Origin of the sequence: Neorhizobium sp. DAR64872/K0K18, from assembly GCF_050500175.1 — a bacterium.
Lineage (GTDB): Bacteria > Pseudomonadota > Alphaproteobacteria > Rhizobiales > Rhizobiaceae > Neorhizobium > Neorhizobium soli.
Genome location: NZ_CP191446.1, coordinates 3,140,481 through 3,162,728 on the forward strand (window position 1 = coordinate 3,140,481; position 22,248 = coordinate 3,162,728).

A 22,248-nucleotide genomic window follows, 5' to 3' on the forward strand; every position below is an offset into this window, starting at 1 on the left:
AGTTTCCTCAGATCAATACACGCGCGCTTTCGGCTCGATCTTGTAAGGATCGATGCCGTCGGCGATCAGGTCCGTGTGGACCGGGCGATAGTCGAGCTTCACGTCGCCCGCGTCGTTGACCCAGGCAAGCGTGTGCTTGCGCCAGGTCACATCGTCGCGGCCGGAAAACGCGCCGTCCGTATAGTCCTCGCGTGCATGAGAGCCGCGGCTCTCCTTGCGCGCTTCGGCACCGTAGACCGTGGTGATCGCGTTCGCCATCAGGTTATGCAGTTCGAGCGTCTCGACGAGATCCGAGTTCCAGATCATCGAATGGTCGGTGACCTTCACGTCGCGCATTTCGCCCCAGATCGCCGACATGCGCTTGCAACCGGATTCCAGCGATTCCTGCGTGCGGAACACGGCGGCATCGTCCTGCATGGTGCGCTGCATCTTGTCCCGCAGGATAGCTGTCGGCGTCGAGCCGCTGGCGTGGCGCAGGCTGTCGAAGCGGTCCATGATCTTGTCGCAGGCGGCCGTATTCAGTGCCGGGATCGGTCCTTCGCGGTCGATCACCTGGCCGGCGCGGATGGCGGCGGCACGGCCGAACACGACGAGATCGATCAGCGAGTTGGAGCCGAGACGGTTGGCACCGTGCACCGAGGCGCAACCCGCTTCACCCACGGCCATAAGGCCAGGCAGGATGCGTTCGGGGTTGTTGGAGTCTGCATTCAGCACTTCGCCCCAGTAATTGGTGGGAATGCCGCCCATGTTGTAATGCACCGTCGGCAGAACCGGGATAGGCTCGCGCGTCACGTCGACGCCCGCAAAGATCTTGGCGCTTTCGGAAATGCCAGGAAGGCGTTCGTGCAGGACGGCCGGATCGAGATGGTCGAGATGCAGGAAGATGTGGTCCTTGTTCTTGCCGACGCCGCGGCCTTCGCGGATTTCGAGCGTCATGCAACGAGAGACCACGTCACGCGAGGCGAGGTCCTTCGCGGAAGGCGCGTAGCGCTCCATGAAGCGTTCGCCCTCGGAATTCACGAGGTAGCCGCCTTCGCCGCGTGCACCCTCGGTGATGAGACAGCCCGAACCATAGATGCCGGTCGGGTGGAACTGGACGAATTCCATGTCCTGAAGAGGCATGCCGGCACGTGCCACCATGCCGCCACCGTCGCCGGTGCAGGTATGGGCAGAGGTTGCCGAGAAATAGGCGCGGCCGTAACCGCCGGTCGCCAGAACCACCATCTTGGCGGTAAAGCGATGGATCGTGCCGTCGTCGAGGTTCCAGGCAACGACGCCGGTGCAACGACCGTCATCCGACATGATCAGGTCGAGCGCGAAATACTCGATGAAGAATTCCGCATTGTGCTTCAGCGACTGGCCGTAGAGCGTGTGGAGGATGGCGTGGCCGGTACGGTCGGCGGCAGCGCAGGTGCGCTGCACCGGCGGGCCGGCACCGAAGTTCTGCATGTGGCCGCCGAACGGGCGCTGGTAGATCTTGCCTTCTTCGTTGCGCGAGAAAGGCACGCCGTAGTGCTCGAGTTCATAGACGGCCTTGGGCGCTTCCATGACCATGTACTGCATGGCGTCGACGTCGCCGAGCCAGTCGGAACCCTTGACGGTATCATAGAGATGCCACTGCCACGAATCGGGTGTCATGTTCTGCAGCGAGGCGGCAATACCGCCCTGTGCGGCGACGGTGTGCGAACGGGTCGGGAAGACCTTGGTGATGCAGGCCGTCTTGAAGCCCTGTTCGGCCATGCCGAGCGTGGCGCGCAATCCTGCACCGCCGGCACCCACGACGATCACGTCGTAGGAATGGTCGACATAGGTATAGGCCTTGCCGGTCTGAGAGGCGCCTGAAGCGATGGGGGTGACGGATGCCATGACGGATTATCCTACGAAAGCGATCTTCAGAACGGCGAACAGACAAAGCCCGGCGATCAGGATCGAGAAGAATGTGTTGAGCATGACGAACAGGACCTTCGCGAACTCGCTGTGCACGTAGTCCTCGATGATGACCTGCATGCCGAGCTTCATGTGGATGATGCCCGAGATCACGACAAGGCCCATGACAACAGCGACGAACGGGTTCGACAGCGCCTCGACCACTTCGGCAAACGGCTTGCCGGCATAGATGATCATGAAGATCACGAAAAAGGTCATCAACGGCACGTTGGCGACGGCGGTCATCCGCTGACGCCAGAAATGTTCCGTGCCGTCTTTGGCGGAGCCCAGTCCGCGGACCTTACCGAGCGGGGTGCGCATATCCATGGAAGCTGTTCCTTAGCGAACGATGAAGCCGACCACCCAGACCAGCACGGTCAGACAGAGCGATGCGATGATGTTGGCGATGGCGAGCTTGGTCGAAAATTCCTTCTCGAAGCCACGGCCCAAGTCCCACATGAAGTGGCGGAAGCCGCCGAGCATGTGGTGGATCAGCGCCCATGTATAGCCGAGAAGAACCAGCTTGCCGGGAATGCTGCCGAGCGCCCAGTTGGCCCAGTCGTAGTAAGCCGGGCCGCTTGCTGCAGCGATCAGCCACCACGCGACAAGGATCGTGCCGAAATACAGAGCGCCACCGGTGATACGGTGAACGATCGACATGACCATTGTGGGGATTGGCTTGTAGATTGAGAGATGCGGCGACAGAGGCCGGTTGTTAGTCACATTCGCCATCAGAACCTCGCGGCGTCGTAATGCGTCAAAGAGCGGGAGCCCTTGGCAATGCACGCTGCCGAGAAAATGTGCATTGCATCATTCGCGTGGTTTAATCTTGGAATTCCCCAACGACAAGAACAATTCTAAACGATCGAGAATTTAATCGATTGTGTTTTTCTCAAGGTCTCGGGTTTTCCAAATCGCGGCACGATATCTGGCAAACCCGAACAATTGGTTTCTTGCCAGAAACCCGCTTTCGCTCCATGTTAATGTTTCGTTAACCTGTGTGTCGCGGAGTTCGTCATGATCAGTCACCGGATCAAGCCCCTTGTCATCGCCGCAGCAGCGCTCGTAGCCTTCGCATCGGTCGCTTCTGCGGCAGATCGCAGGCATCACCATCAGGGCTATGCCGACCGTGGATACGACAGAGGCCATCGCCACCAGTTCGTCGAAAACAATCGCTGGGATCGCCAGGGTGACGGACGACGCAACCGTCCTGCCGAGATCAACCGGATGACCCGTACTTATGCATCGGGTCGCTTTGATCGGGGCTCGTCATCCTTCACGCGCGGGATTGATACCTATACAGGTTCGATCCAGGCCTACTCGGTCCCTGGCAATGGGACCTATCTTGTGCGCGACGATATCTACTGGCCGCAGCAGGAACGCCGCAGTCTGGCACTCGCCCCCAAAGCCAAGGTGATCGATGTGGCGCAGGAGATGGGTGGCAACGCGGTGGCCTCGAACAAATCCTGCTCGTTTGAAGCCGGCGTCTGCGTCATTCGCGGCGGCCGATAGTCGTCTCAGGCGAACTGCCACACGGTCGTCTTTTTGACCTCGCTGTCTTCAAGTGCCCGGGTGACGGGTACCTGGTAGACGGCCATCTCGGTAAGCCGATCCTTGGGGCAGTAGCTCCTGCCGGGATCACCGACCAGAACGACCTTTCCCGCTTCCGATAACCGGGTAAACCACGGTATCAACAGATCGGCCATGACGCGATCGTAGAATACGTCGCCGGCGAGCAGCACCTCCGCCTCGATCTCTCGCCCGATCAGATCTTGCGACGTGAAGGATATCTGTACGTCGTTCTCCGCGGCGTTGAGCCGCACCGCAGTTTCCGTCCAGGGATCGATATCGGCGGCGAGCACTTGGGCTGCAGCAGCCTGTTTTGCCGCGATCGCCACCAGCCCGGATCCCGATGCGAAATCCAGCACCCGCTTGCCGGCTACTGTACCCGGATGATCGAGGATATAGCGGGCGAGCCCCTGCCCGCCGGCCCAGGCGAAGGCCCAGAACGGCGGCGGCAGACCGATCGCCTGCAACTCTTCCTCCGTCTTCAGCCAGAGGTCATGCGCCTCGGTCGCCAGATGAAGCCGGATCTCCGGAACATGCGGCGGCGCGGTGACATCCGTGTTGGCGAGGATGAAGGTCGCAGGGTCGGTTTTCAAGGACGCGTCAGTCCGGCGAGCGGGGCGGGTTCTTGACACCACCCAAGCGGCAGATCTCGAGATATTCCTCTTCCGTCACCGGCTGTACGGAAAGCCGCATCGAGGTGACCAGCGCCATCTTTTCGAACTGCGGATTGGCCTTGATGTCCTTCAGCGTGATCGGCTTCGGCACATCCTCGACGGCGCGAATATCGACGCAGTCCCACTTCGGATCGCCCTTGGCCGAGGAATCCGGATGCGACAGCGCGCAGACCTCGACGATGCCGACGATCTCCAGCCCCTCGTTGGAGTGGTAGAAGAACCCCTTGTCGCCGATCTTCATGGCCCGCATGTTGTTGCGGGCCTGATAGTTGCGCACGCCGGTCCATTCCTCGCCGGCTTTTCCCTTGGCCTTCTGCTGCTCCCAGGACCAGACATCCGGTTCGGATTTATAGAGCCAATAGGCCATGGTTATCTCACTCCGCAGGCTTGTTGATCGTCCAGTTCCACGGCTTCACATCGACCTTTTCGAACAGGCCGGCGAGGTAATAGGGATCGGCCTCGGCAAGCGTGCGGGCAGCCGCCATATCGGCAGCCTCGACCACGACCAGGCTGCCGTTCGGCTTGCCTTCATCGTCAAGGAAAGGCCCGGCAAACTTCAGCGTGCCGTCGGCATTCAGCTTGTTGAGATGTTCGAGATGGACCGGACGGGTTTCCATCCGGACGTTGAGATGGCCGGGCTTGTCGGTGCAGAGGAAGGCAAACAGCATCGTTCTCTCCTTGGGTTGATCTATTCCGTCGTGATCGGGCGGGTCATCAGGCGTTCCATCGCGTCAGCCACGCCAAGCCGTCCGTCGATGATCGCGGCAACGGCCTCCGTCACCGGCAGATCGACGGAGTGGGTCTGCGCGAGCTGGGCAGCGACCGACGCGGCAAAGGCGCCTTCGACCAGCGGTCCGCTGGACGCCGATGCCGGCTGCCCCTGCCCGAGCGAAATGCCGAAGCGCAGATTGCGGGACTGGTGGCTGGTACCGGTAAGCACCAGATCGCCGAGACCGGACAGGCCCCGCACCGTATCCGCCTTGCCGCCCATCGCCTCGACCAGACGCGACATTTCCGCAAGTCCGCGCGAAATGAGCGCGGCACGGGCCGAATCACCAAGGCCTGCGCCCTCGACGATGCCGCAGGCAATCGCCAGCACGTTCTTCATCGCACCGCCGAGCTGCACGCCGATCCGGTCGGACGAGGCGTAAAGCCGGAAGGTCCGGCTGGACAGCACGGTCGCCAGACGCTCAGCGAGCAGTTGGTCCTCCGCCGCAAGCGCCATCGCCGTCGGAAGCCCGCGCGCCATGTCGAATGCAAAACCGGGGCCGGAGAGAACCGCAATCGCGTGGCTCGGAAGCGATGCCTCCAGAACGTCCGTCAGCAAACGCCCTGACACACGGTCTATGCCTTTGGCACAGGTAACGACCGCCGCATCCTTTGCGAGATATGGACCGTAATACCGCGCCGCATCGCTCTGCGCCTGCGAAGGCATGGCAAACAGCACGATGCTCGCATCCGAGATGGCGTCTGGTTCAGCGGAGAATTCGAGCGCATCCGGCAATGTCACGCCGGGAAGTGCTGCGTCATGGACGCGGTCGTTTCTGAGATCGGCCATCAGGCCGGTATTGCGACCGATCAGCTTAACCGGGTGACGGCCTTCGAGCGCGATGACGGCTGCGAGTGCCGTACCGAAGGCCCCGGCCCCGATCACGACGATCCGTTCTTGCGCCGTCCCTGCCGCGTTCATGCCTTGGCACCCCGTTTGCCGGAACCAAGCAGCGTCTGCGCATTGGCATCCAGCGGCCAGCGCGAGCGCGGCGCAACATCCATGCCGTCGAACGGCATGTCTTCGGCGAGACGTTCAAGCCCTGCCCATGCAATCATCGCGGCATTGTCGGTGCAAAGCTTCATCGGCGGCGCAATAAAGCGAAATCCGTGTTCGATGCAGAGCGCCTGCAGCGTCCGGCGTATCTCCTGGTTGGCGGCAACGCCGCCCGCAACCACCAGCGCAGGATCGACATCCAGATGGCCGAATTCCTTGGCAAAGCGTGCAAGCCCGCGCCCAATCCGGTCCCGCAGCGTTCGCGAAATCGCCTTCTGGAACGAGGCGCAAATATCGGCGATATCCTGCTCGGACAGCGGCGCGATGTCGGTCGCAGCCTGACGCACGGCGGTCTTTAGGCCGGAGAAGGAAAAGTCCAGCCGGGCTTCGCCGACCAGTGGCCGGGGTAGTTGGAAACGATCGGGATTGCCGGTCAGCGCCGCCTTCTCGACGGCCGGGCCGCCCGGGTATGGCAGGCCGAGCAGTTTCGCCGTCTTGTCGAAGGCTTCGCCCAAAGCATCGTCGATCGTGGTGCCCCAGCGCTCATAATCGCCGACGCCGCGCACCAGAACCAACTGCGTATGGCCGCCGGAGACCAGCAGCATGAGATAGGGGAACGACAATCCATCCGTCAGCCGCGCCGTCAGCGCATGTCCCTCGAGATGATTGATCGCCATCAGCGGCTTGCCGGTGGCGCGCGCAATCGCCTTCGCCGTCATCAGCCCGACGATCAATCCGCCGATCAGGCCGGGGCCGGAGGTCGCCGCCACCGCATCGATCTCATTGAGCGAGACGTCGGCGCGCGAAAGCGCCTCCTCGATCAGGCCGTCCAGCGCCTCCACATGGGCGCGCGCCGCAATCTCGGGCACGACCCCGCCATAGGCGCTGTGCTCGTCGAGCTGCGAGAAGACGACATCGGAGAGAATCTCGCCACGACCGTCCTCATGACGCACGACGATTGCGGCCGCGGTTTCGTCGCAGCTTGTTTCAATGCCGAGGATGCGAAGAAATGCCGCCATGACCTATCGTTGATTGAAGAGGAAAACAGGTTTACGAGGGCTTCCGGTAACAATGGAATGACGCGGATGCAAACAAAACCTTTCCGGATAGGAACGCGGGGCAGCCCGCTGGCGCTCGCCCAGGCGGCCGAAACCCGTGCACGGTTGATGGCAGCCCATGCCCTTCCGGAGGAAATGTTCGAAATCGTCGTCCTGTCCACGACCGGCGACCGCATCACCGACCGCGCGCTGAGCGAGATAGGCGGCAAGGGCATGTTCACGCTGGAGCTCGAAGAAAAGCTCTCCTCGGGAGATCTCGACTTCGCGGTGCATTCCTCCAAGGACATGCCGACCAAGCTTCCGGAAGACCTTTACATCTCCGCCTACCTGCCCCGCGAGGATATCCGCGACGCTGTCATCGGCCGCACGGCGCCGAGCCTCAAGGCTCTGCCTGACGGTGCGACCGTCGGAACCGCATCGCTTCGGCGTCAGGCGCTGGTGCGCCGTCTCCGTCCCGACATCCAGGTTGCGATTTTTCGCGGATCGGTCGGCACGCGCCTTCGCAAGCTCAATGAAGGCCATGTGGACGCGACGCTTTTGGCGTATGCCGGGCTGAAGCGGCTGGCCCGCGAGGAAGTTGCGACCGAACTGCTCGACCCCGTCGATTTTCCGCCAGCGCCTGCACAGGGCGCGATCTGCCTCGAGAGCCGCATCGGCGACACGGCCATCGATGACCTGCTGAAAGCAGTCAACGACTGTCCCACCTATGACGCGGTCAGTTGCGAGCGCGCATTTCTGGCAGCCCTCGATGGCTCATGTCGGACACCGATCGGCGGGTACGCGATCTGCGACGGAGATCACCTGAAATTTTCAGGCCTGATCCTGACGCCGGACGGATCGACCGAACATGCGGTCGACATCAGCGGCCGACGGGCGGATGCTGAAACGCTTGGTCGCCAGGCCGGAGAAACCGTCCGCGCCGCTGCCGGACCGGGCTTCTTCGAAGGCTGGGTCTGACGCCATGCGGGTCATCGTTACCCGCCCTGACCATTCCGCCCGGCGAACCGCAGCACGGCTCGAAACCCTCGGCCATCAGCCTGTCTTCCTGCCGCTCACCCGCGCCGAGCATCACCTGGAGATCGCCCGAGAAGCGCTGTCCGAACCCCATTCCGCACTTGTCGTGACCAGCGCCGAAGCCGTTCGCGTGCTTGGCGAACTTGGACACGAACTCCGGCATCGCCTGTCCACGCAGATATACGCCGTCGGCGAAGCGACCGGCGAGGCAGCACGCACCCTCGGCTTTACCGATATCCGCTGCGGCGATGGCACCGGGCATGATCTGGTGGAGAGGATCGCCCAGGATGTCGGCGAAACATCCAGTCTCCTCTATCTTGCCGGCAATCCGCGTTCGCCGGATTTGGAGGACGGGTTACACGCCCGCGACATCGCCTGCAAAACGATCGAGATCTACCGGATGGTCAAGGTCATCCACCGGACCGAGATCATCGAACCGCTTCTGACCCGCCCGGCGGCCGACGCAGTCCTTCTCTATTCGCGCCACAACGCCGCGCTGTTCTTCGAACTCGTGCAGCCGTTTGCAGCCTCGATCGAACATTTGCAGGTCATCTGCCTCAGCAAAAACGTCGCTACCGCGGTGCCTGAAAAATTTCATCCTGCTATCTTCGTCGCTGAAACACCCGACGAAGACGCACTTTTCGCGTTTCTTTCACCATAGTGCCAAGCCAAATTCTCTCGCTCCCCTTTCCTTACCCTGCCCCACCAACTACTTTCCCTGAGCAGATGCGAAAAGAGGTCGAGATGGTAACGGAAAAACCACCCCGCCGATCGATGGCGGAGAAAGAACCGGTCACGATCGACCTGACGGCCGATGGCGCTGGCGTGGTGGCCGAGCCTGTGCGCAGCAATGACAGCGACATCCCGGAAACCGCTTCGGAAAAAGTCGAAGCTTCTGAGACGACGGATGCCATCCCGCTGGCCGGCGAGCCGTTGACATCGACCGTGCCTGAAGAGACCGACACGTCCCACGTGATCGGCCAGCCGGATAGCTCCCATGGGCGAGACGAGCCAGGTGTGACGGGAACAGCCGGTCCGGTTGTGACCGAGCCGGACGCGCCGATTGCGACAGACGCTGCTCGTGACGCTGCCCCCTCGCCGACCGAGGAATTCACCCCGTCGCCCACGCCCGGTTTTGACGAACCTGCCGCTAAGCATGAAACCTTTGACAAGGCATCGGACGCCCAGCCAGCCACCCGCTCCGGTGGGACCTCGGCGTCCACGCTGATTGCTGCCGGCATTTTCGGCGGCATCGTCGCGCTTCTGCTGGCGGGCAGCATGCAGTATGCCGGTTATCTTCCATCATCGACCCCCGCAGCATCCGGCTCGACCGAACTGTCGGACGAAATCGAAGCTCTTCGCCAGGATATCCAGACGCTGCGCAGCCAGCCGGCGTCTCCCGATACGGAACTCGCAAGCCGCGTTCAGGCGCTGGAAAGTTCTGTCGCGCAGAATTCCGGCGGTCCGACCGAAGAAAGCTTGAATGCCCTCCAGCAGCAGCTGGCAGATACCAAGGCTGCGGCAGCCACGCAGACGGCCGAGCTTTCCCGTCGGCTGGAAGCGGCCGAGGCCCAGATCAACGATCGCGGCCCGGAACAGCAGGTTGCCCGCGCCGTCGCTGCTGCCGGATTGAAGGCCGCCATCGATCGTGGCGGCTCGTTCGAGGCAGAGCTTCAGGCCTATACGAACATTGCCGGCGACGATCCCGCGATCGCCGAGCTCAAGACATTCGCCGCAGACGGCGCGCCGTCGCGTGAACAGCTGCAGAGCGAGTTTCCCGCCGTCGCGGATGCGATCATCCAGGCGTCTGTGCCTGCAGATCCCGACCAGGGCATTGCCGGCCGGCTTCTGTCCTCCGCCATGTCGGTGGTCAAGGTTCGCCGCGTCGGCGATGTCGAGGGTGACACGGTCGACGCGATCGTATCGCGCATCGAGGACCGGTTGCGCAACGGCGACCTGCAGGCTGCCGCCCAGCAGTGGGATACGCTGCCGGACGCCGCAAAATCGGCGTCTACCGAGTTCAAGCGGAAGCTGGATGCGCGGGTACAGGTTGAAAATCTCGTGAGCGGAACTCTTTCGCGCGCGCTTGCTGGCACGAAATCAGGCTCTTAAGGCTGAAGAAGAAAGAAACGGATGATCATCAGGCTCTTCATTTTTCTTCTCGTGGTTCTGGGCCTCGGCTGGGGCTTTTCTTGGATTGCGGATCGCCCAGGGCTGATCTCGATCACCTGGCAGGACCATCTGATCGAAACCAGCATCATGGTAGCCGCTTCCATGGTCGTGGCGCTGATCGCGGCCGTCATGATCGTCTGGTGGGTCATCGGCGTCATCTGGACGTCGCCGCTCTCGGTGCGCCGCTATTTCCGCACCCGCAAGCGTGACCGCGGCTATCAGGCGCTCTCGACCGGCCTGATCGCAGCCGGTGCCGGCAATGCCGTTCTTGCCCGCAAGATGAGCATCCGCACGCGCGGCCTGCTCAGCGCCGATCAGGAACCGCTCATTCACCTTCTGGAAGCCCAGGCAGCTCTGATCGAAGGCCGCCATGCCGACGCACGCGCCAAGTTCGAACAGATGGCCGAAGACCCGGAAACCCGCGAACTCGGTCTGCGCGGCCTTTACATGGAAGCACGCCGTCTCGGCGCCAACGAAGCTGCTCGCCAGTATGCCGAAAAAGCCGTCGAACATGCGCCCTACCTGCCCTGGGCAGCCCAGGCGACGCTCGAATCGCGCAGCCAGTCCGGCCGTTGGGACGAGGCCATCCATCTGCTGGATCAACAGCGTGCGGCAAGTGTGCTGGAACGCGGTGAAGCCGAGCGCTTGAAAGCCATTCTTTTGACCGCCAAGGCAGGCGAACGCCTGGAAGGCGACCCGAACGGTGCCCGCGAAGATGCAAAGGCCGCCCTGAAGCTCGCCAAGGGCCTCGTCCCGGCCGCCATCATTGCTGCCAAAGCCTATCTGCGCGAAGACAATATCCGCAAGGCAGCAAGCATCCTCGAAAGCGCCTGGAAGATCGAGCCGCATCCGGATCTCGGCCGAACCTACGTGCGCGCCCGCAGCGGCGACAGCACGCTTGACCGTCTGAAGCGTGCCGAAAAGCTCGAAGCGCTGCGTCCCAACAACATCGAATCGCTGCTGGTCGTCGCGCAGGCAGCTCTCGATGCCCAGCAGTTTCCCAAGGCGCGCGCCAAGGCGGAAGCTGCAGCCCGCATGCAGTCGCGTGAGGCCGCCTATCTCCTGCTGGCCGATATCGAGGAAGCGGAAACCGGCGATCAGGGCCGCGTCCGTCACTGGATGGCGCAGGCTCTGCGCGCCGGCCGTGACCCTGCCTGGGTTGCCGACGGTATCGTTTCGGACAAATGGTTGCCGCTCTCGCCGGTCACAGGACGTCTTGATGCCTTCGAATGGAAAGTCCCGTTCGGCCAGATCGAAGGACCCGTGGAAGACGGCACCCTGGCCGCAGACGAGGCGATCGCAACGCTTCCGGCAATCACGATTCGCGAAGACGTCACGCCGGCTGTCGAAACACCGGAAAACGAGAGCACCAATCAGGTTGCTGCAGACATGCAGCCCGTTGTAGTGCCTCAGGAAGACTTAGCTGTTGCAGCAAAAACACCTACGGCCACGAATGTGACAGCGGAGCAGCCTCCGGAGGCAGAAAAGCAGGACGAGACCGTTCCCTTTTTCGGTCGTCCGCCCGATGATCCCGGTGTCAAGGACGCAAGTGCCGAGAAGTCTCCCACGAGGCTGAGGCTTTATTAGAAAAACCGGAGAAGGCCTAGATTACATATGCTCGATCGCATCCAGGCCTTCCTCCACACGCTGACAGCCCCGCACCATACGGATGAATTTGCGCCAGACGACCCGCGCGTTGCGTTCGTGGCGCTCTGTTTCCAGGTCATGGAAGCCGATGGCAACATGTCCGAGGAAGAGCAGCAGAAATTCCGCGATCTGATGCGCGATCGTTACGATCTGAGCCCGGAAGGGTTGCAGTCGCTGATCGAGGCGGGCCGGCAGGCTGGAAGCGAAGCTGTCGACTATTACCGGTTCACCTCGGATCTCAGAAAGCATCTGGTTGACGAAGAGGACCGGATCGAGCTTCTCGGTATCCTCTGGGATATCGTCTACGCGGATGGGCAGCGCAGCGAGATCGAGGACCACGTGATCTGGCGTATCGCCGATCTCCTGGGCGTTTCCGCCCGAGACCGGGTTCTACAGCGGCAGGAAGCGGCCGCGCGCACCTCGGCTCATCCGGTCGCAGGGGAAGAGGAAGAAAAGGTCTAGCCAGGAACGCTTCAGGACGTGACGTCATGAGAACCCCTTCCCGCCCATCCTCCAAACTCCCCATCCTCGCGATCCTGCATCAGGAAACCTCGTCCACCGGTCGCGTCGGCCAGATGCTGGTCGACAAGGGCTTTGCGCTGGATATCCGCAGGCCCGCTCTCGGCGATCCCCTCCCCAACTCGATGTCCGGCCACGCAGGCGCCGTCGTCTTCGGCGGTCCGATGAGTGCCAACGACCCGGACCCGTTCATCAAGACGGAAATCGACTGGATCGACGTGCCGTTGAAGGAGAACAAGCCCTATCTCGGGATTTGCCTCGGCGCCCAGATGCTGGTGCGCAATCTCGGCGGCCGCGTCGGGCCGCAGAAGGGCGAAGTAACCGAGATCGGCTGGTATCCGCTGCGTGCGACCGAGCACGGCAGGCTTTTGATGCACTGGCCGAAAATGGTCTACCACTTCCATCGCGAAGGATTCGACGTGCCGCGGGGCGCAAAGCTGCTTGCGGAAGGCGACGCCTATCCGCATCAGGCGATCCGTTACGGCGAGAATGCCTGGGGCGTACAGTTCCATGCGGAACTCACCCGCGCCATGATGCATCGATGGGTGGTGCACGGCGCCGAACGCTTCGGCATGCCGAATGCGCAGCAGGGAAACCAGCATTTGGAAGGACGGATGATCTTCGACCACGCGTTGAAGGACTGGCTGTGGACCTTCCTCGACATCGTTTTCGATCGGCCCGCCGCCGAAGCAAACCGACCGTCAGCACCTGCCTACCCCGCCCAGGGGAACGGATAACTCAGCGCTGCGGTGCTTCCAGATTGTCGATCTTGCGAAGCTTCGGAAAGCCGATCGACCAGATGACGGCGACCGCCAGTGTGCCGATACCGCCGATGACGACGGCAGGGACCGCGCCGATCGCGTGCGCCATGGTGCCGGCCCGGAACTCGCCCAGCTCGTTCGATGCGCCGACGAACACCATGTTGACGGCGTTCACACGGCCGCGAACCTCGTCCGGTGTCCAGAGCGCGATCAGCGTCTCGCGGACATAGACCGAGATCATGTCAGCCGCACCCATCAGCATCAAGGCCGCAATCGAGATCCACGGGGTGGCCGAGAGGCCGAAGATGAGCGTTCCGAGACCGAACAGCGCCACGCCAATGAACATCGCTGTACCCGCGTGGTGGCGGATCGGATGGATGGCAAGCCAGACCGCAACGCCGATCGCGCCGATGCCGGGCGCCGCGCGCAGCAGGCCGAGGCCCCAGGGACCAAGCTCCAGCACGTCGCGGGCAAAGATCGGCATCAGCGCCACGGCGCCACCGAGCAGCACAGCAAACAGATCGAGCGAGATTGCACCAAGCACGATCTTCTCGCCGGCGATGAAGCGGAAACCGGCCAGCATCTCGTCCCAGCTGACTTTCGAGGCAGGCGTGCGCTGCGCGGGCTTCGGGATCATAAACACGAGGATGGCGGCAACCGTCATCAGAAAACAGGCGACCGAATAGGCCGCAATCGAGCTGGCGCCGTAGAGTAGCCCGCCGAACACCGGCCCTAAGATCGATGCCGTCTGCCATGAGGATGAATTCCAGGCGATGGCGTTGGGAAGATCTTCTTCCGGCACGAGGTTCGGTCCGAGCGACTGCACCGCCGGCCCCATGAAGGCGCGCTCGATGCCGAAGACGACAAGGATCGAAAACACCAGCCACGGCGTGAATGAGTCGGTGATGGTGAGCGCCAAAAGCGCCGCCGAACACAGTCCGCCGACGACCATGCAGATCGCCATGATCATGCGTCGGTTGTAGCGATCGGCGACCGAACCCGTCACCAGGATCAAAAGCAGCGACGGCAGAAACTGGAAGAGCCCGATCAGACCGAGATAGAGAGGATTGCGCGTCTCGTCATACATCTGCCAGCCGACGGAGACGCTGACAATCTGGATCGCGAAGGCTGCGAAGAACCGGCTGAGAAAGAAACGCGTATAAGCTGCGTGACGAAAGGCGGCGAAGCGATCACCCGATGTGGGTATGGACATGGAACCTGTACTTTCAGCGAAGCCGGAAACCCACGATATGCACACGCCGCCGTTAAACATCCTGCGACGCGGGCCATAGACGGCACTTGCCCGTTAGTTCGCCAATGTCTACATGTCTGTCAACAAAGAAATGGAGACGTGAATGCTCGCCCTGTTTCAGACCATTGACTTGGCCTTGAACCTTTACACCTGGATCTTGATCGCCAGCGCCATCTTTTCATGGCTGTTCGCCTTCAACGTGATCAATTCGAGCAACCAGTTTGTCGATGCAATCGGCCGGTTTCTCTTCAATGTCACCGAGCCCGTTCTCGCGCCGATCCGCCGGGTCATGCCGAACCTCGGTGGTATCGACATCTCCCCGATCATCGTGCTTCTGATCATCTTCTTCATCCGCTCGCTGATGTGGACCTCGATCTATCCTGCTCTCGCAGGCTGAAGCCAAAGACTTTCAGCACGGACACGGTCGGCCCGCGCTGGGAAATTTCCCGCGCGGGCCGTTTTTGTTTTGGGCTTACGAGCGAAACAAAAAATCCCCCGGCTCGAGACGAACCGGAGGATTTTGGAAGCGGTCAGCGGTAAAGATTACTTCTGAGCGTTGAAGCGTTCGATCGCCGCGACGATCATTTTCTTGGCGACGTCAACGTCCTTCCAGCCTTCGATCTTCACCCACTTGCCGGGCTCCAGATCCTTGTAATGCGTGAAGAAGTGCTCGATCTGCTTCAGCGTGATTTCTGGCATATCGGTGTAGTTCTTGATCTTGTCGTAGCGCTGGGTCAGCTTCGGAACCGGCACGGCAATGATCTTCTCGTCCTTGCCGCCGTCGTCTTCCATCACCATCACGCCGATCGGGCGGACATTGATGACGCAACCGGGAACCAGCGGGCGGGTGTTGCAGATCAGAACGTCGATCGGATCACCATCCTCGGACAGCGTATGCGGCACGAAGCCGTAATTGCCCGGATAGGTCATCGGTGTGTACAGGAAACGGTCGACGATCAGGGCGCCGGCTTCCTTGTCCATCTCGTACTTGATGGGCTGGCCGCCGACAGGTACTTCAACGATTACGTTGACGTCTTCAGGCGGATTCTTGCCAACAGAAATTGCATCGATGCGCATAGTCTTCCCCGATGAGGTTTACGAACTTGTGAACCGTCGATAGCGGGAATTGGCTGGCAAGGCAACACAGGTTTGCCGCCAAGGTTAAGTCGTGGCGCACCTTTCGGCCCCGAAGTCAGTGCCAGACGAAACCAATCTTCTTTAGGGACTTTCCGTCGAAGTCCTCCATGCCCTCTGCAAGATCCGCCCCGCCATGGGATCGCAGAAAGCGGACGGCATGCTCGCTGTCTTCCAGGCACCAGACGACCAAGCCCTTGCAGCCAAGCGATTTCAGCAGCCTGCGGCTTTCGCCGAACAGGCGGCGGCCGAGGCCGACGCCCTGATATTCCGGGCGCAGGTAGATCTCGTAGATCTCGCCGTCATAGGGAAGCGCACGGGCGCGGTTGAGGCCGATCGTCGCATAACCCGCGATAACGCCACCGATATCCAGAACCAGAAGCGTCGCCGGCCCGCGGACGGCCTTGCGCCACCACCCCTCGCCGCGGCGCTCCAGCATCTGGATCAGCGGCTTGTGCGGAATGAGGCCGGCATAGGCTTGCGACCATGCCTGGCGGTGCACCTCGGAGATAGCCGGGGCGTCTTGCGGCTCCGCACGCCTGACATCGATCGATAACGTTTTCATAACGCGATTCTAGGTCCTGCCATGGGCTCTCCGCCATTCCCGAGACCCGGGTAAAGTGGATTGCCCACAAGCTTCTCATGTGGACGATGGCAAGGAGGTTAACGCATTTTTTACCTTCGCCACAAGCGTGGCCCAGACCAAGCCACAAAAAAACCCCGGCATTTCTGCCGGGGTCTTGGATGGTCTTGGGAGGCGCGCTGTTAGAGAGCGGCCTTCGACTTGTCGAAGCGCTTGCGGTCGTTTGCGTCGAGATAGATCTTGCGCAGGCGGATCGACTTCGGCGTGACTTCCATCAGTTCGTCGTCCTGGATCCAGGACAGCGCGCGGTCGAGCGTCATGCGGATCGGCGGCGTCAGGCGAACGGCTTCGTCCTTGCCGGCCGAGCGGATGTTGGTCAGCTGCTTGCCCTTGAGAACGTTGACTTCGAGGTCGTTGTCGCGGGTATGGATGCCGATGATCATACCGGCATAAACCTTTTCGCCTGGCTCGATGATCATCGGGCCACGGTCTTCCAGGTTGAACATCGCGTAGGCGACGGCTTCACCGGACTGGTTCGACAGGAGAACACCGTTGACGCGACCGACGATCGCACCCTTGTAAGGCTGATAGTCGTGGAACAGGCGGTTCATGATCGCCGTGCCGCGCGTGTCGGTCAGAAGTTCCGACTGGTAACCGATCAGGCCGCGGGTCGGCGCGTAGAATACCAGGCGAACGCGGCTGCCGCCGGACGGACGAAGCTCGACCATCTCGGCCTTGCGCTCGGACATCTTCTGCACGACGATACCGGAATGCTCTTCGTCGACGTCGATCACGACTTCTTCGATCGGCTCCAGCGTCTGGCCGGTTGCTTCGTCCTTGTGCATGACGACGCGCGGACGCGAAACGGCAAGCTCGAAGCCTTCGCGACGCATGGTCTCGATCAGAACGGCAAGCTGCAATTCGCCGCGGCCGGACACGAAGAACGAATCCTTGCCGTCAGACTCTTCGATCTTCAGCGCAACGTTGCCTTCGGCTTCCTTGAACAGACGGTCACGAATGACGCGGCTGGTAACCTTGTCGCCTTCGGTGCCGGCAAGCGGGCTGTCGTTAACGAGGAAGGACATGGTAACGGTCGGCGGATCGATCGGCTGCGCTGTCATCGCTTCGGTGACCGCAGGATCGCAGAACGTGTCGGCAACCGTACCCTTGGAAAGGCCAGCGATCGCTACGATGTCACCAGCATGGGCTTCTTCGATTGGCTGACGCTCGATGCCGCGGAATGCGAGGATCTTGGAGATACGGCCGGTTTCGACGGTCTTGCCGTCCTGCGACAGAACCTTGACGGCCTGGTTCGGCTTGATCGAGCCGGATGCGATGCGGCCCGTGATGAGACGACCGAGGAAGGGGTTGGCTTCGAGAAGCGTACCGATCATGCGGAACGGGCCTTCGCCGACATTCGGCTCCGGAACGTGCTTCAGGACCAGATCGAGCAGTGGTGCAAGACCTTCATCCTTCGGACCTTCTGGGTTGACGTTCATCCAGCCATCGCGACCCGAACCGTAGAGGATCGGGAAGTCGAGCTGCTCGTCGGTGGCGTCGAGGTTCGCGAAGAGGTCGAAGACTTCGTTGATGACTTCTTCGTGGCGACCGTCCGGACGGTCGATCTTGTTGATCGCGACGATCGGGCGAAGACCAACCTTCAGCGCCTTGCCGACCACGAACTTGGTCTGCGGCATCGGGCCTTCCGAGCTATCGACCAGAACGATGGCGCCATCCACCATCGACAAGATGCGTTCGACTTCGCCGCCGAAGTCGGCGTGGCCGGGAGTGTCGACGATGTTGATGCGAACACCCTTCCACTCGACCGAAGTCGCCTTGGCGAGAATGGTGATGCCGCGTTCTTTTTCGAGGTCGTTCGAGTCCATCATGCGCTCGACGGTGCGCTGATTGTCGCGGAACGAGCCGGACTGCTTCAGAAGTTCATCGACAAGGGTCGTTTTGCCGTGGTCAACGTGCGCGATAATCGCGATATTCCGCATAGCCATTTTTAGATCTCGGATGTTTCGGGGCGCAGATCGACGGACCGCACCTATTTCGTTGGCGCGCTCATACCCTGTTTTTCGCAAATGCGAAAGGGGGCGAGCGCGATCTGCGATCAACGCCCGCTCTTCACCTTTTAAAGATAATGGCTTTTGTCAGCCGTCTCCGCCCGAAAGCTCGGCCATGATGGAGAGCCCCCGCTTCTTCAACATTGCGGTCGGATCCGGCAGCTTGCCGCGGAAGGCTGCATAGGCTTCTTCCGGATCAATCGAGCCGCCGACCGAATAGATATTGTTCTTGAGCTTGCGCGCCGTCACCGGATCGAACGGGTTGCCGACCTCCTCGAACGCCGCAAATGCATCCGCATCAAGGACTTCCGACCACATGTAGGAATAATAGCCGGCCGAGTATCCGTCACCGGCAAACACGTGCTGGAAATGCGGCGTGGCGTGGCGCATGACGATGGAAGCCGGCATGTCGAGCTCTGCCAGCACCTTGGCCTGCACCGCCATCGGATCATCGACCGTGCTTTCCTGGGTGTGGAAAGCCATATCGACGAGTGCCGAAGCGGTGAATTCGACCGTCGAGAAACCGGCGTTGAACGTCTGCGCGGAAAGAACCTTGTCGAGCAGTTCCTTGGGCATTGGCTCGCCGGTCTTGTAATGGACGGCATATTTCTCGAAGATTTCCGGCACCGTCAGCCAGTGCTCGTAAAGCTGCGACGGCAACTCGACGAAATCGCGCGAGACGCCGGTGCCCGACACCGATGGATAGGTCACGTTCGAAAGCATGCCGTGCAGCGCATGGCCGAATTCGTGAAACAGCGTACGCGCATCGTCGAGCGACAGAAGCGCCGGCTTGCCTTCGGCAGGCTTTGCGAAATTGCAGACATTGTAGATGATCGGCAGCTCACCTTGCATGCCGTTCTTCAGCGTCAGCTTGTGCTGCGACTGGAAAGAACTCATCCAGGCGCCGGAGCGCTTCGAGGAGCGGGCAAAATAATCGCCGAGGAAAAGCGCTTTCAGATTGCCGTCCTCGTCATGGATCTCGAACACGCGCACGTCAGGGTGATAGACCGGCAAGTCCTTGACCTCGACGGCCTTGATGCCGAACAGGCGCTCGGCCACATCGAAGGATGCCGCGATGATCTTCTCGATCTGGAGATAGGGCTTCAGCTCACTCTCGGAGAAAGAGAACGTCCGCTCGCGCAGCTTTTCGGCGTAGTGGCGCCAGTCCCAGGGCATGACCGGATGATTGCCGCCCGCTTCCGAGATCAGACCTGAAAGACTTGCCTCTTCCTCCAGCGCTTTGGTGCGGGCCTTCTGCCAGACCTGGCCGAGCAGACCGTTTACCGCCTTCGGTGTCTTCGCCATCGTGTTGTCGAGCTTCAACGCGGCGTAATTCTCATAGCCGAGCAGCTTGGCCTTTTCGGCCCTCAGCGCCAGCGTTTCGCGAACGATCGCGATATTGTCCCGCTCGCCGCCATTTTCGCCGCGCGCCACCCAGGCCTTGAACGCCTGTTCGCGCAGATCCCGGCGGGTCGAGAAGGTCAGGAACGGTTCGATGATCGAGCGCGACAGCGTGACGAGATAGCCTGAGCCCTCGCCGCGCTCCTTGGCAGCTTCCGCCATCGCCTCTTTCACAAAAACCGGCAGACCCTCGAGATCGGCTTCTTCGGTCAGTTTCAACGACCAGGCCTTTTCGTCGCCGAGAACATTCTGGCCGAAGCTCGCCCCGAGACCGGCAAGCGTCTCGTTGATGCTCGACAGCCGCTTCTGCTGGTCCTCAGGCAGATTGGCACCCGATTTGACGAAGCCCTTCCAGTGACGCTCCAGCACCCGCTGCTGCTCGACGGTCAGATCAAGGTCGTCCCGCTTCTGCCAGAGGGCGTCTATACGCGCGAACAGTTCGGCATTGGTGCCGATCTTCGAATAGTGGCGCGACATCTTGGGCGCGATCTCGCGTTCCAGAGCCTGGATCGTATCGTTGGTATGCGCACCCGCCTTGCCCCAGAAGATCGACGAAACGCGCGACAGCTCGTCACCGGCGATTTCCAGTGCAACGATCGTGTTTTCGAATGTGGGCTCAGCGGAATTTCCCGCGATCTCAGCGATTTCCGCCTCGTGCAAGGCGATGGCGGCATCGAAGGCCGGCGCGAAATCCTCGTCCTTGACCTGATCGAAGCGCGGCAGGCCATGATGCCCGTTCCAGTCGACAAGCGCGGAATTCGCTGAGAAAGTTGCCATTGGGTCGTCCTTCACTGTGCTGCTTCGATACCGTCTAATTGCGTAGAGCGACCATATATAGGCAGGCACGGCAAGAGCTTCATCCGCTGATGCAGATTTTTGGAACGCACATCGTTGCGAAATCGCCCGGCACACGGTTTCCAGGCATTTCGATTTGCGTCGTCGGGGAAAGATAGTAAGGCTGCCTTATGAAGCTCGCGAACGAACATCGCCCGGAAACGCCAGGCTTGGTCGCCCAGGGTGAAACCCTCGGCTTCCTGATCGCCGATGCCGCGAGGCTTCTGCGCACGGCTTTCGAGCGGCGCATCGCCCAGGCGGGCCTCGGCCTTACCGCCGGCGAAGCACGAGCACTGATCCATATCGCCCAAGTCGATGGCAGCCGCCAGCTCGACATCGCGTCGCGCATGGGCGTCGAACCGATGACGCTCTGCGCCTATCTCGACAGGCTCCAGTCGCTTGGCCTCATTGAGCGGCAGCAATGCTGCGCCGACCGACGGGCAAAGCGCATCATGCTGACGCCGACCTCTGCCGACATGCTGGCGTCAATCCAGCAGGAACTGCGCGCCATCATCACCTGCGCCACCGAAGGGTTCGATGCCCAAACCGCAAACCTCCTCGGGCAAGCCATGAAACATTTCAACGGCAACCTGCAGAGCTTCAATTCGTCTCAGGCCGAAATTGATGAAGGCTGATACGCAGGCAGCTTCCTTAGTGACACCGCCCGAGCGGATGACAGCTCTGCGAACCACGCTGCTCGGCGCCCTGCTGACGGCGATCGGCCCTGTCTCGATGGCAATCTACACGCCGGCGATGCCGGAACTCGTGAAAGCCTTCGGCACGTCGGAAGCCGCAATCAAGCTCAGTCTGACGCTTTACTTCGGCGGCTTTGCCGTCGCGCAGCTTCTGGCAGGACCGGCCTCAGACGCATTCGGCCGCCGGTCCGCCAGCATTGCGTTCCTGCTGATCTATCTCGTCGGCTCGCTGATGGCGGTCTTTGCACCCTCGGTCGACTGGATCCTGGCTGGGCGGCTGGTGCAGGGGGTCGGCGCTTCCGTCGGCATGACGGTTGCCCGTGCCGCGGTTCGCGACCAGTTCGTCGGTTTCGAAGCCACCCGCATCATGAACATGATCGGCATCATGCTGGCGGTGGGTCCAGCAATCGGCCCCACCATCGGCGGCCTGTCGCTGTCGGTATTCGGCTGGAAATCCGTCTTCGTACTGATGGTCATCTTCGGCGTTATCGTGCTGACAAGCTGCCTGCTGTTCCTCAAGGAAACAACGGTTCCCGACCGCAGCCGGCTCAGACCCTCGATCCTCGTTTCGACCTACTTCTCCCTTCTCACCGACCTGAGGTTCCTTCTTCCGTCTCTTGTCCTCGGTGGCGCGATCGGCGCGCTCTACGCCCAGGGAACGATGCTTCCCTTCGTGCTGATCGGTGAAGTGGGGCTGACCCCGACGCAGTTCGGCCTCGGCATGCTCATCCAGACCGGCGCTTTTCTCAGCGGGTCGATTGCACTGCGGCTTGTGTCCGGGCGCATCAGCGGGCCGACGACGGTGGTGATCGGGCTCATGTTCAGCGGTATCGGGGGCACGATGATGGCCCTCTCCGTTCATCTGCTGCCACCGTCCTTCCTATCGATCATGCTACCGGTCGGCGTCTCCACCTTCGGCATCGCGTTCATCTCACCCTACACGGTGACGGTCGGCCTTGCGCCCTTCCCAAAGACGGCAGGCTCCGCTTCCGCACTGATGGGTTTCATCCAGATGGGCGGCGGCTTTGTCGGCGGCCTACTCGCCGCTGTCTTCGGCGACCCTTTAACGGCTATCGGCACCATCATTCCCGCCATGGAATATGTCGCCGTCGGCAGTTACATCGCCTACCGGATCATCAGCCGTCGGCAATAAAAAAAGCCCGCCTCCGTTTCCG

At 61.4% G+C, this 22,248-nt stretch carries 23 protein-coding genes; 10 read left to right on the top strand and 13 right to left on the bottom strand.

The window, feature by feature from the left end; all coding sequences use genetic code 11:
* Window positions 1-12 precede the first annotated feature (12 nt).
* Genes sdhA through sdhC form a run of 3 tightly spaced genes read right to left on the bottom strand, consistent with a single transcriptional unit; the run spans window position 13 to window position 2,658 of the window.
* Complete coding sequence (gene sdhA, locus ACQY1P_RS20805; RefSeq protein ID WP_430255273.1) at window positions 13-1,866, bottom strand: succinate dehydrogenase flavoprotein subunit; 1,854 nt, start codon at window positions 1,864-1,866, stop codon at window positions 13-15.
* Between the two features lie 6 nt (window positions 1,867-1,872).
* A complete protein-coding gene (gene sdhD, locus ACQY1P_RS20810) occupies window positions 1,873-2,253 on the bottom strand; it encodes a succinate dehydrogenase, hydrophobic membrane anchor protein (RefSeq protein WP_062462477.1) in 381 nt (126 codons plus the stop codon).
* A gap of 12 nt (window positions 2,254-2,265) precedes the next feature.
* The gene (sdhC, locus tag ACQY1P_RS20815; protein ID WP_062462475.1) at window positions 2,266-2,658 is read right to left on the bottom strand and encodes a succinate dehydrogenase, cytochrome b556 subunit; all 393 of its coding nucleotides are present in this window, start codon (window positions 2,656-2,658) and stop codon (window positions 2,266-2,268) included.
* A gap of 285 nt (window positions 2,659-2,943) precedes the next feature.
* On the opposite strand from sdhC, the gene ACQY1P_RS20820 reads away from it, so the two are divergent.
* Window positions 2,944-3,438, top strand: coding sequence for a hypothetical protein (locus tag ACQY1P_RS20820; RefSeq protein ID WP_430255275.1), 495 nt, complete (start codon window positions 2,944-2,946; stop codon window positions 3,436-3,438).
* A 5-nt stretch (window positions 3,439-3,443) separates the two neighbouring features.
* Here the strand turns inward: ACQY1P_RS20820 and ACQY1P_RS20825 are convergent, their stop codons facing one another.
* From ACQY1P_RS20825 to tsaD, 5 genes are read right to left on the bottom strand one after another with little or no spacing between them, the layout of a single operon-like run.
* Window positions 3,444-4,088 carry a class I SAM-dependent methyltransferase gene (locus tag ACQY1P_RS20825; RefSeq protein WP_430255277.1) on the bottom strand — a complete coding sequence of 215 codons (645 nt, stop codon included), beginning with the start codon at window positions 4,086-4,088 and terminating at the stop codon, window positions 3,444-3,446.
* Between the two features lie 7 nt (window positions 4,089-4,095).
* Entirely contained in the window at window positions 4,096-4,536 is a 441-nt protein-coding gene (locus ACQY1P_RS20830) for an EVE domain-containing protein (RefSeq protein WP_062462467.1), read from the bottom strand.
* Window positions 4,537-4,543: 7 nt separating this feature from the next.
* Window positions 4,544-4,837, bottom strand: a complete 294-nt coding sequence (locus ACQY1P_RS20835; RefSeq protein WP_062581670.1) for a YciI-like protein — start codon at window positions 4,835-4,837, stop codon at window positions 4,544-4,546.
* Window positions 4,838-4,857: 20 nt separating this feature from the next.
* On the bottom strand, window positions 4,858-5,859 hold the full coding sequence (locus tag ACQY1P_RS20840) for an NAD(P)H-dependent glycerol-3-phosphate dehydrogenase (RefSeq protein WP_430255279.1): 1,002 nt from the start codon (window positions 5,857-5,859) through the stop codon (window positions 4,858-4,860).
* Window positions 5,856-6,953, bottom strand: coding sequence for a tRNA (adenosine(37)-N6)-threonylcarbamoyltransferase complex transferase subunit TsaD (gene tsaD / locus ACQY1P_RS20845; protein ID WP_430255281.1), 1,098 nt, complete (start codon window positions 6,951-6,953; stop codon window positions 5,856-5,858). Before tsaD ends, ACQY1P_RS20840 begins: the two co-directional genes overlap by 4 nt.
* Before the next feature lie 66 nt (window positions 6,954-7,019).
* On the opposite strand from tsaD, the gene hemC reads away from it, so the two are divergent.
* The 6 genes from hemC to ACQY1P_RS20875 all read left to right on the top strand — a co-directional run bounded on the left by hemC (window position 7,020) and on the right by ACQY1P_RS20875 (window position 13,081).
* Window positions 7,020-7,949, top strand: a complete 930-nt coding sequence (gene hemC, locus ACQY1P_RS20850) for a hydroxymethylbilane synthase (protein ID WP_430241850.1) — start codon at window positions 7,020-7,022, stop codon at window positions 7,947-7,949.
* Between the two features lie 4 nt (window positions 7,950-7,953).
* The gene (locus tag ACQY1P_RS20855) at window positions 7,954-8,667 is read left to right on the top strand and encodes a uroporphyrinogen-III synthase (protein WP_430255283.1); all 714 of its coding nucleotides are present in this window, start codon (window positions 7,954-7,956) and stop codon (window positions 8,665-8,667) included.
* A gap of 83 nt (window positions 8,668-8,750) precedes the next feature.
* Complete coding sequence (locus tag ACQY1P_RS20860; RefSeq protein WP_430255285.1) at window positions 8,751-10,118, top strand: COG4223 family protein; 1,368 nt, start codon at window positions 8,751-8,753, stop codon at window positions 10,116-10,118.
* 21 nt (window positions 10,119-10,139) lie between these two features.
* Entirely contained in the window at window positions 10,140-11,765 is a 1,626-nt protein-coding gene (locus ACQY1P_RS20865; protein WP_430255287.1) for a heme biosynthesis protein HemY, read from the top strand.
* Window positions 11,766-11,792: 27 nt separating this feature from the next.
* Window positions 11,793-12,287, top strand: coding sequence for a TerB family tellurite resistance protein (locus tag ACQY1P_RS20870; RefSeq protein ID WP_062462449.1), 495 nt, complete (start codon window positions 11,793-11,795; stop codon window positions 12,285-12,287).
* Window positions 12,288-12,313: 26 nt separating this feature from the next.
* Window positions 12,314-13,081: a glutamine amidotransferase gene (locus tag ACQY1P_RS20875; protein WP_430255289.1), complete on the top strand. Its 768-nt coding sequence runs from the start codon at window positions 12,314-12,316 to the stop codon at window positions 13,079-13,081.
* 1 nt (window position 13,082) lies between these two features.
* On the opposite strand, the gene ACQY1P_RS20880 is transcribed toward ACQY1P_RS20875, so the two are convergent.
* Window positions 13,083-14,318 (bottom strand): MFS transporter, encoded by a 1,236-nt coding sequence (locus ACQY1P_RS20880; protein ID WP_062462443.1) that lies wholly within the window; start codon window positions 14,316-14,318, stop codon window positions 13,083-13,085.
* Window positions 14,319-14,460: 142 nt separating this feature from the next.
* Here ACQY1P_RS20880 and ACQY1P_RS20885 point away from each other — a divergent pair, with 142 nt between their 5' ends.
* Window positions 14,461-14,754, top strand: a complete 294-nt coding sequence (locus ACQY1P_RS20885; RefSeq protein ID WP_062462428.1) for a YggT family protein — start codon at window positions 14,461-14,463, stop codon at window positions 14,752-14,754.
* Window positions 14,755-14,900: 146 nt separating this feature from the next.
* On the opposite strand, the gene ppa is transcribed toward ACQY1P_RS20885, so the two are convergent.
* The 4 genes from ppa to ACQY1P_RS20905 all read right to left on the bottom strand — a co-directional run bounded on the left by ppa (window position 14,901) and on the right by ACQY1P_RS20905 (window position 20,321).
* Window positions 14,901-15,434, bottom strand: coding sequence for an inorganic diphosphatase (ppa, locus tag ACQY1P_RS20890; protein WP_062462425.1), 534 nt, complete (start codon window positions 15,432-15,434; stop codon window positions 14,901-14,903).
* A 115-nt stretch (window positions 15,435-15,549) separates the two neighbouring features.
* Window positions 15,550-16,056 carry a GNAT family N-acetyltransferase gene (locus ACQY1P_RS20895; RefSeq protein WP_062462422.1) on the bottom strand — a complete coding sequence of 169 codons (507 nt, stop codon included), beginning with the start codon at window positions 16,054-16,056 and terminating at the stop codon, window positions 15,550-15,552.
* Window positions 16,057-16,256: 200 nt separating this feature from the next.
* Complete coding sequence (gene typA / locus ACQY1P_RS20900) at window positions 16,257-18,080, bottom strand: translational GTPase TypA (protein ID WP_062581654.1); 1,824 nt, start codon at window positions 18,078-18,080, stop codon at window positions 16,257-16,259.
* 150 nt (window positions 18,081-18,230) lie between these two features.
* On the bottom strand, window positions 18,231-20,321 hold the full coding sequence (locus ACQY1P_RS20905; RefSeq protein ID WP_430255291.1) for a M3 family metallopeptidase: 2,091 nt from the start codon (window positions 20,319-20,321) through the stop codon (window positions 18,231-18,233).
* Window positions 20,322-20,509: 188 nt separating this feature from the next.
* Here ACQY1P_RS20905 and ACQY1P_RS20910 point away from each other — a divergent pair, with 188 nt between their 5' ends.
* Both ACQY1P_RS20910 and ACQY1P_RS20915 read left to right on the top strand, forming a co-directional pair.
* Window positions 20,510-21,013: a MarR family winged helix-turn-helix transcriptional regulator gene (locus ACQY1P_RS20910; RefSeq protein WP_092659301.1), complete on the top strand. Its 504-nt coding sequence runs from the start codon at window positions 20,510-20,512 to the stop codon at window positions 21,011-21,013.
* A 37-nt stretch (window positions 21,014-21,050) separates the two neighbouring features.
* Window positions 21,051-22,226 carry a multidrug effflux MFS transporter gene (locus ACQY1P_RS20915; RefSeq protein ID WP_092660934.1) on the top strand — a complete coding sequence of 392 codons (1,176 nt, stop codon included), beginning with the start codon at window positions 21,051-21,053 and terminating at the stop codon, window positions 22,224-22,226.
* Window positions 22,227-22,248: the final 22 nt, after the last annotated feature.

What these genes read in the sequence shown, in the direction of transcription:
- sdhA (WP_430255273.1), bottom strand. Translation starts at nt 1,866, where the DNA reads ATGGCATCCGTCACCCCCATCGCTTCAGGCGCCTCTCAGACCGGCAAG.
- sdhD (WP_062462477.1), bottom strand. Translation starts at nt 2,253, where the DNA reads ATGGATATGCGCACCCCGCTCGGTAAGGTCCGCGGACTGGGCTCCGCC.
- sdhC (WP_062462475.1), bottom strand. Translation starts at nt 2,658, where the DNA reads ATGGCGAATGTGACTAACAACCGGCCTCTGTCGCCGCATCTCTCAATC.
- ACQY1P_RS20820 (WP_430255275.1), top strand. Translation starts at nt 2,944, where the DNA reads ATGATCAGTCACCGGATCAAGCCCCTTGTCATCGCCGCAGCAGCGCTC.
- ACQY1P_RS20830 (WP_062462467.1), bottom strand. Translation starts at nt 4,536, where the DNA reads ATGGCCTATTGGCTCTATAAATCCGAACCGGATGTCTGGTCCTGGGAG.
- ACQY1P_RS20835 (WP_062581670.1), bottom strand. Translation starts at nt 4,837, where the DNA reads ATGCTGTTTGCCTTCCTCTGCACCGACAAGCCCGGCCATCTCAACGTC.
- ACQY1P_RS20840 (WP_430255279.1), bottom strand. Translation starts at nt 5,859, where the DNA reads ATGAACGCGGCAGGGACGGCGCAAGAACGGATCGTCGTGATCGGGGCC.
- tsaD (WP_430255281.1), bottom strand. Translation starts at nt 6,953, where the DNA reads ATGGCGGCATTTCTTCGCATCCTCGGCATTGAAACAAGCTGCGACGAA.
- hemC (WP_430241850.1), top strand. Translation starts at nt 7,020, where the DNA reads ATGCAAACAAAACCTTTCCGGATAGGAACGCGGGGCAGCCCGCTGGCG.
- ACQY1P_RS20855 (WP_430255283.1), top strand. Translation starts at nt 7,954, where the DNA reads ATGCGGGTCATCGTTACCCGCCCTGACCATTCCGCCCGGCGAACCGCA.
- ACQY1P_RS20860 (WP_430255285.1), top strand. Translation starts at nt 8,751, where the DNA reads ATGGTAACGGAAAAACCACCCCGCCGATCGATGGCGGAGAAAGAACCG.
- ACQY1P_RS20865 (WP_430255287.1), top strand. Translation starts at nt 10,140, where the DNA reads ATGATCATCAGGCTCTTCATTTTTCTTCTCGTGGTTCTGGGCCTCGGC.
- ACQY1P_RS20870 (WP_062462449.1), top strand. Translation starts at nt 11,793, where the DNA reads ATGCTCGATCGCATCCAGGCCTTCCTCCACACGCTGACAGCCCCGCAC.
- ACQY1P_RS20875 (WP_430255289.1), top strand. Translation starts at nt 12,314, where the DNA reads ATGAGAACCCCTTCCCGCCCATCCTCCAAACTCCCCATCCTCGCGATC.
- ACQY1P_RS20880 (WP_062462443.1), bottom strand. Translation starts at nt 14,318, where the DNA reads ATGTCCATACCCACATCGGGTGATCGCTTCGCCGCCTTTCGTCACGCA.
- ACQY1P_RS20885 (WP_062462428.1), top strand. Translation starts at nt 14,461, where the DNA reads ATGCTCGCCCTGTTTCAGACCATTGACTTGGCCTTGAACCTTTACACC.
- ppa (WP_062462425.1), bottom strand. Translation starts at nt 15,434, where the DNA reads ATGCGCATCGATGCAATTTCTGTTGGCAAGAATCCGCCTGAAGACGTC.
- ACQY1P_RS20895 (WP_062462422.1), bottom strand. Translation starts at nt 16,056, where the DNA reads ATGAAAACGTTATCGATCGATGTCAGGCGTGCGGAGCCGCAAGACGCC.
- typA (WP_062581654.1), bottom strand. Translation starts at nt 18,080, where the DNA reads ATGGCTATGCGGAATATCGCGATTATCGCGCACGTTGACCACGGCAAA.
- ACQY1P_RS20905 (WP_430255291.1), bottom strand. Translation starts at nt 20,321, where the DNA reads ATGGCAACTTTCTCAGCGAATTCCGCGCTTGTCGACTGGAACGGGCAT.
- ACQY1P_RS20910 (WP_092659301.1), top strand. Translation starts at nt 20,510, where the DNA reads ATGAAGCTCGCGAACGAACATCGCCCGGAAACGCCAGGCTTGGTCGCC.
- ACQY1P_RS20915 (WP_092660934.1), top strand. Translation starts at nt 21,051, where the DNA reads ATGACAGCTCTGCGAACCACGCTGCTCGGCGCCCTGCTGACGGCGATC.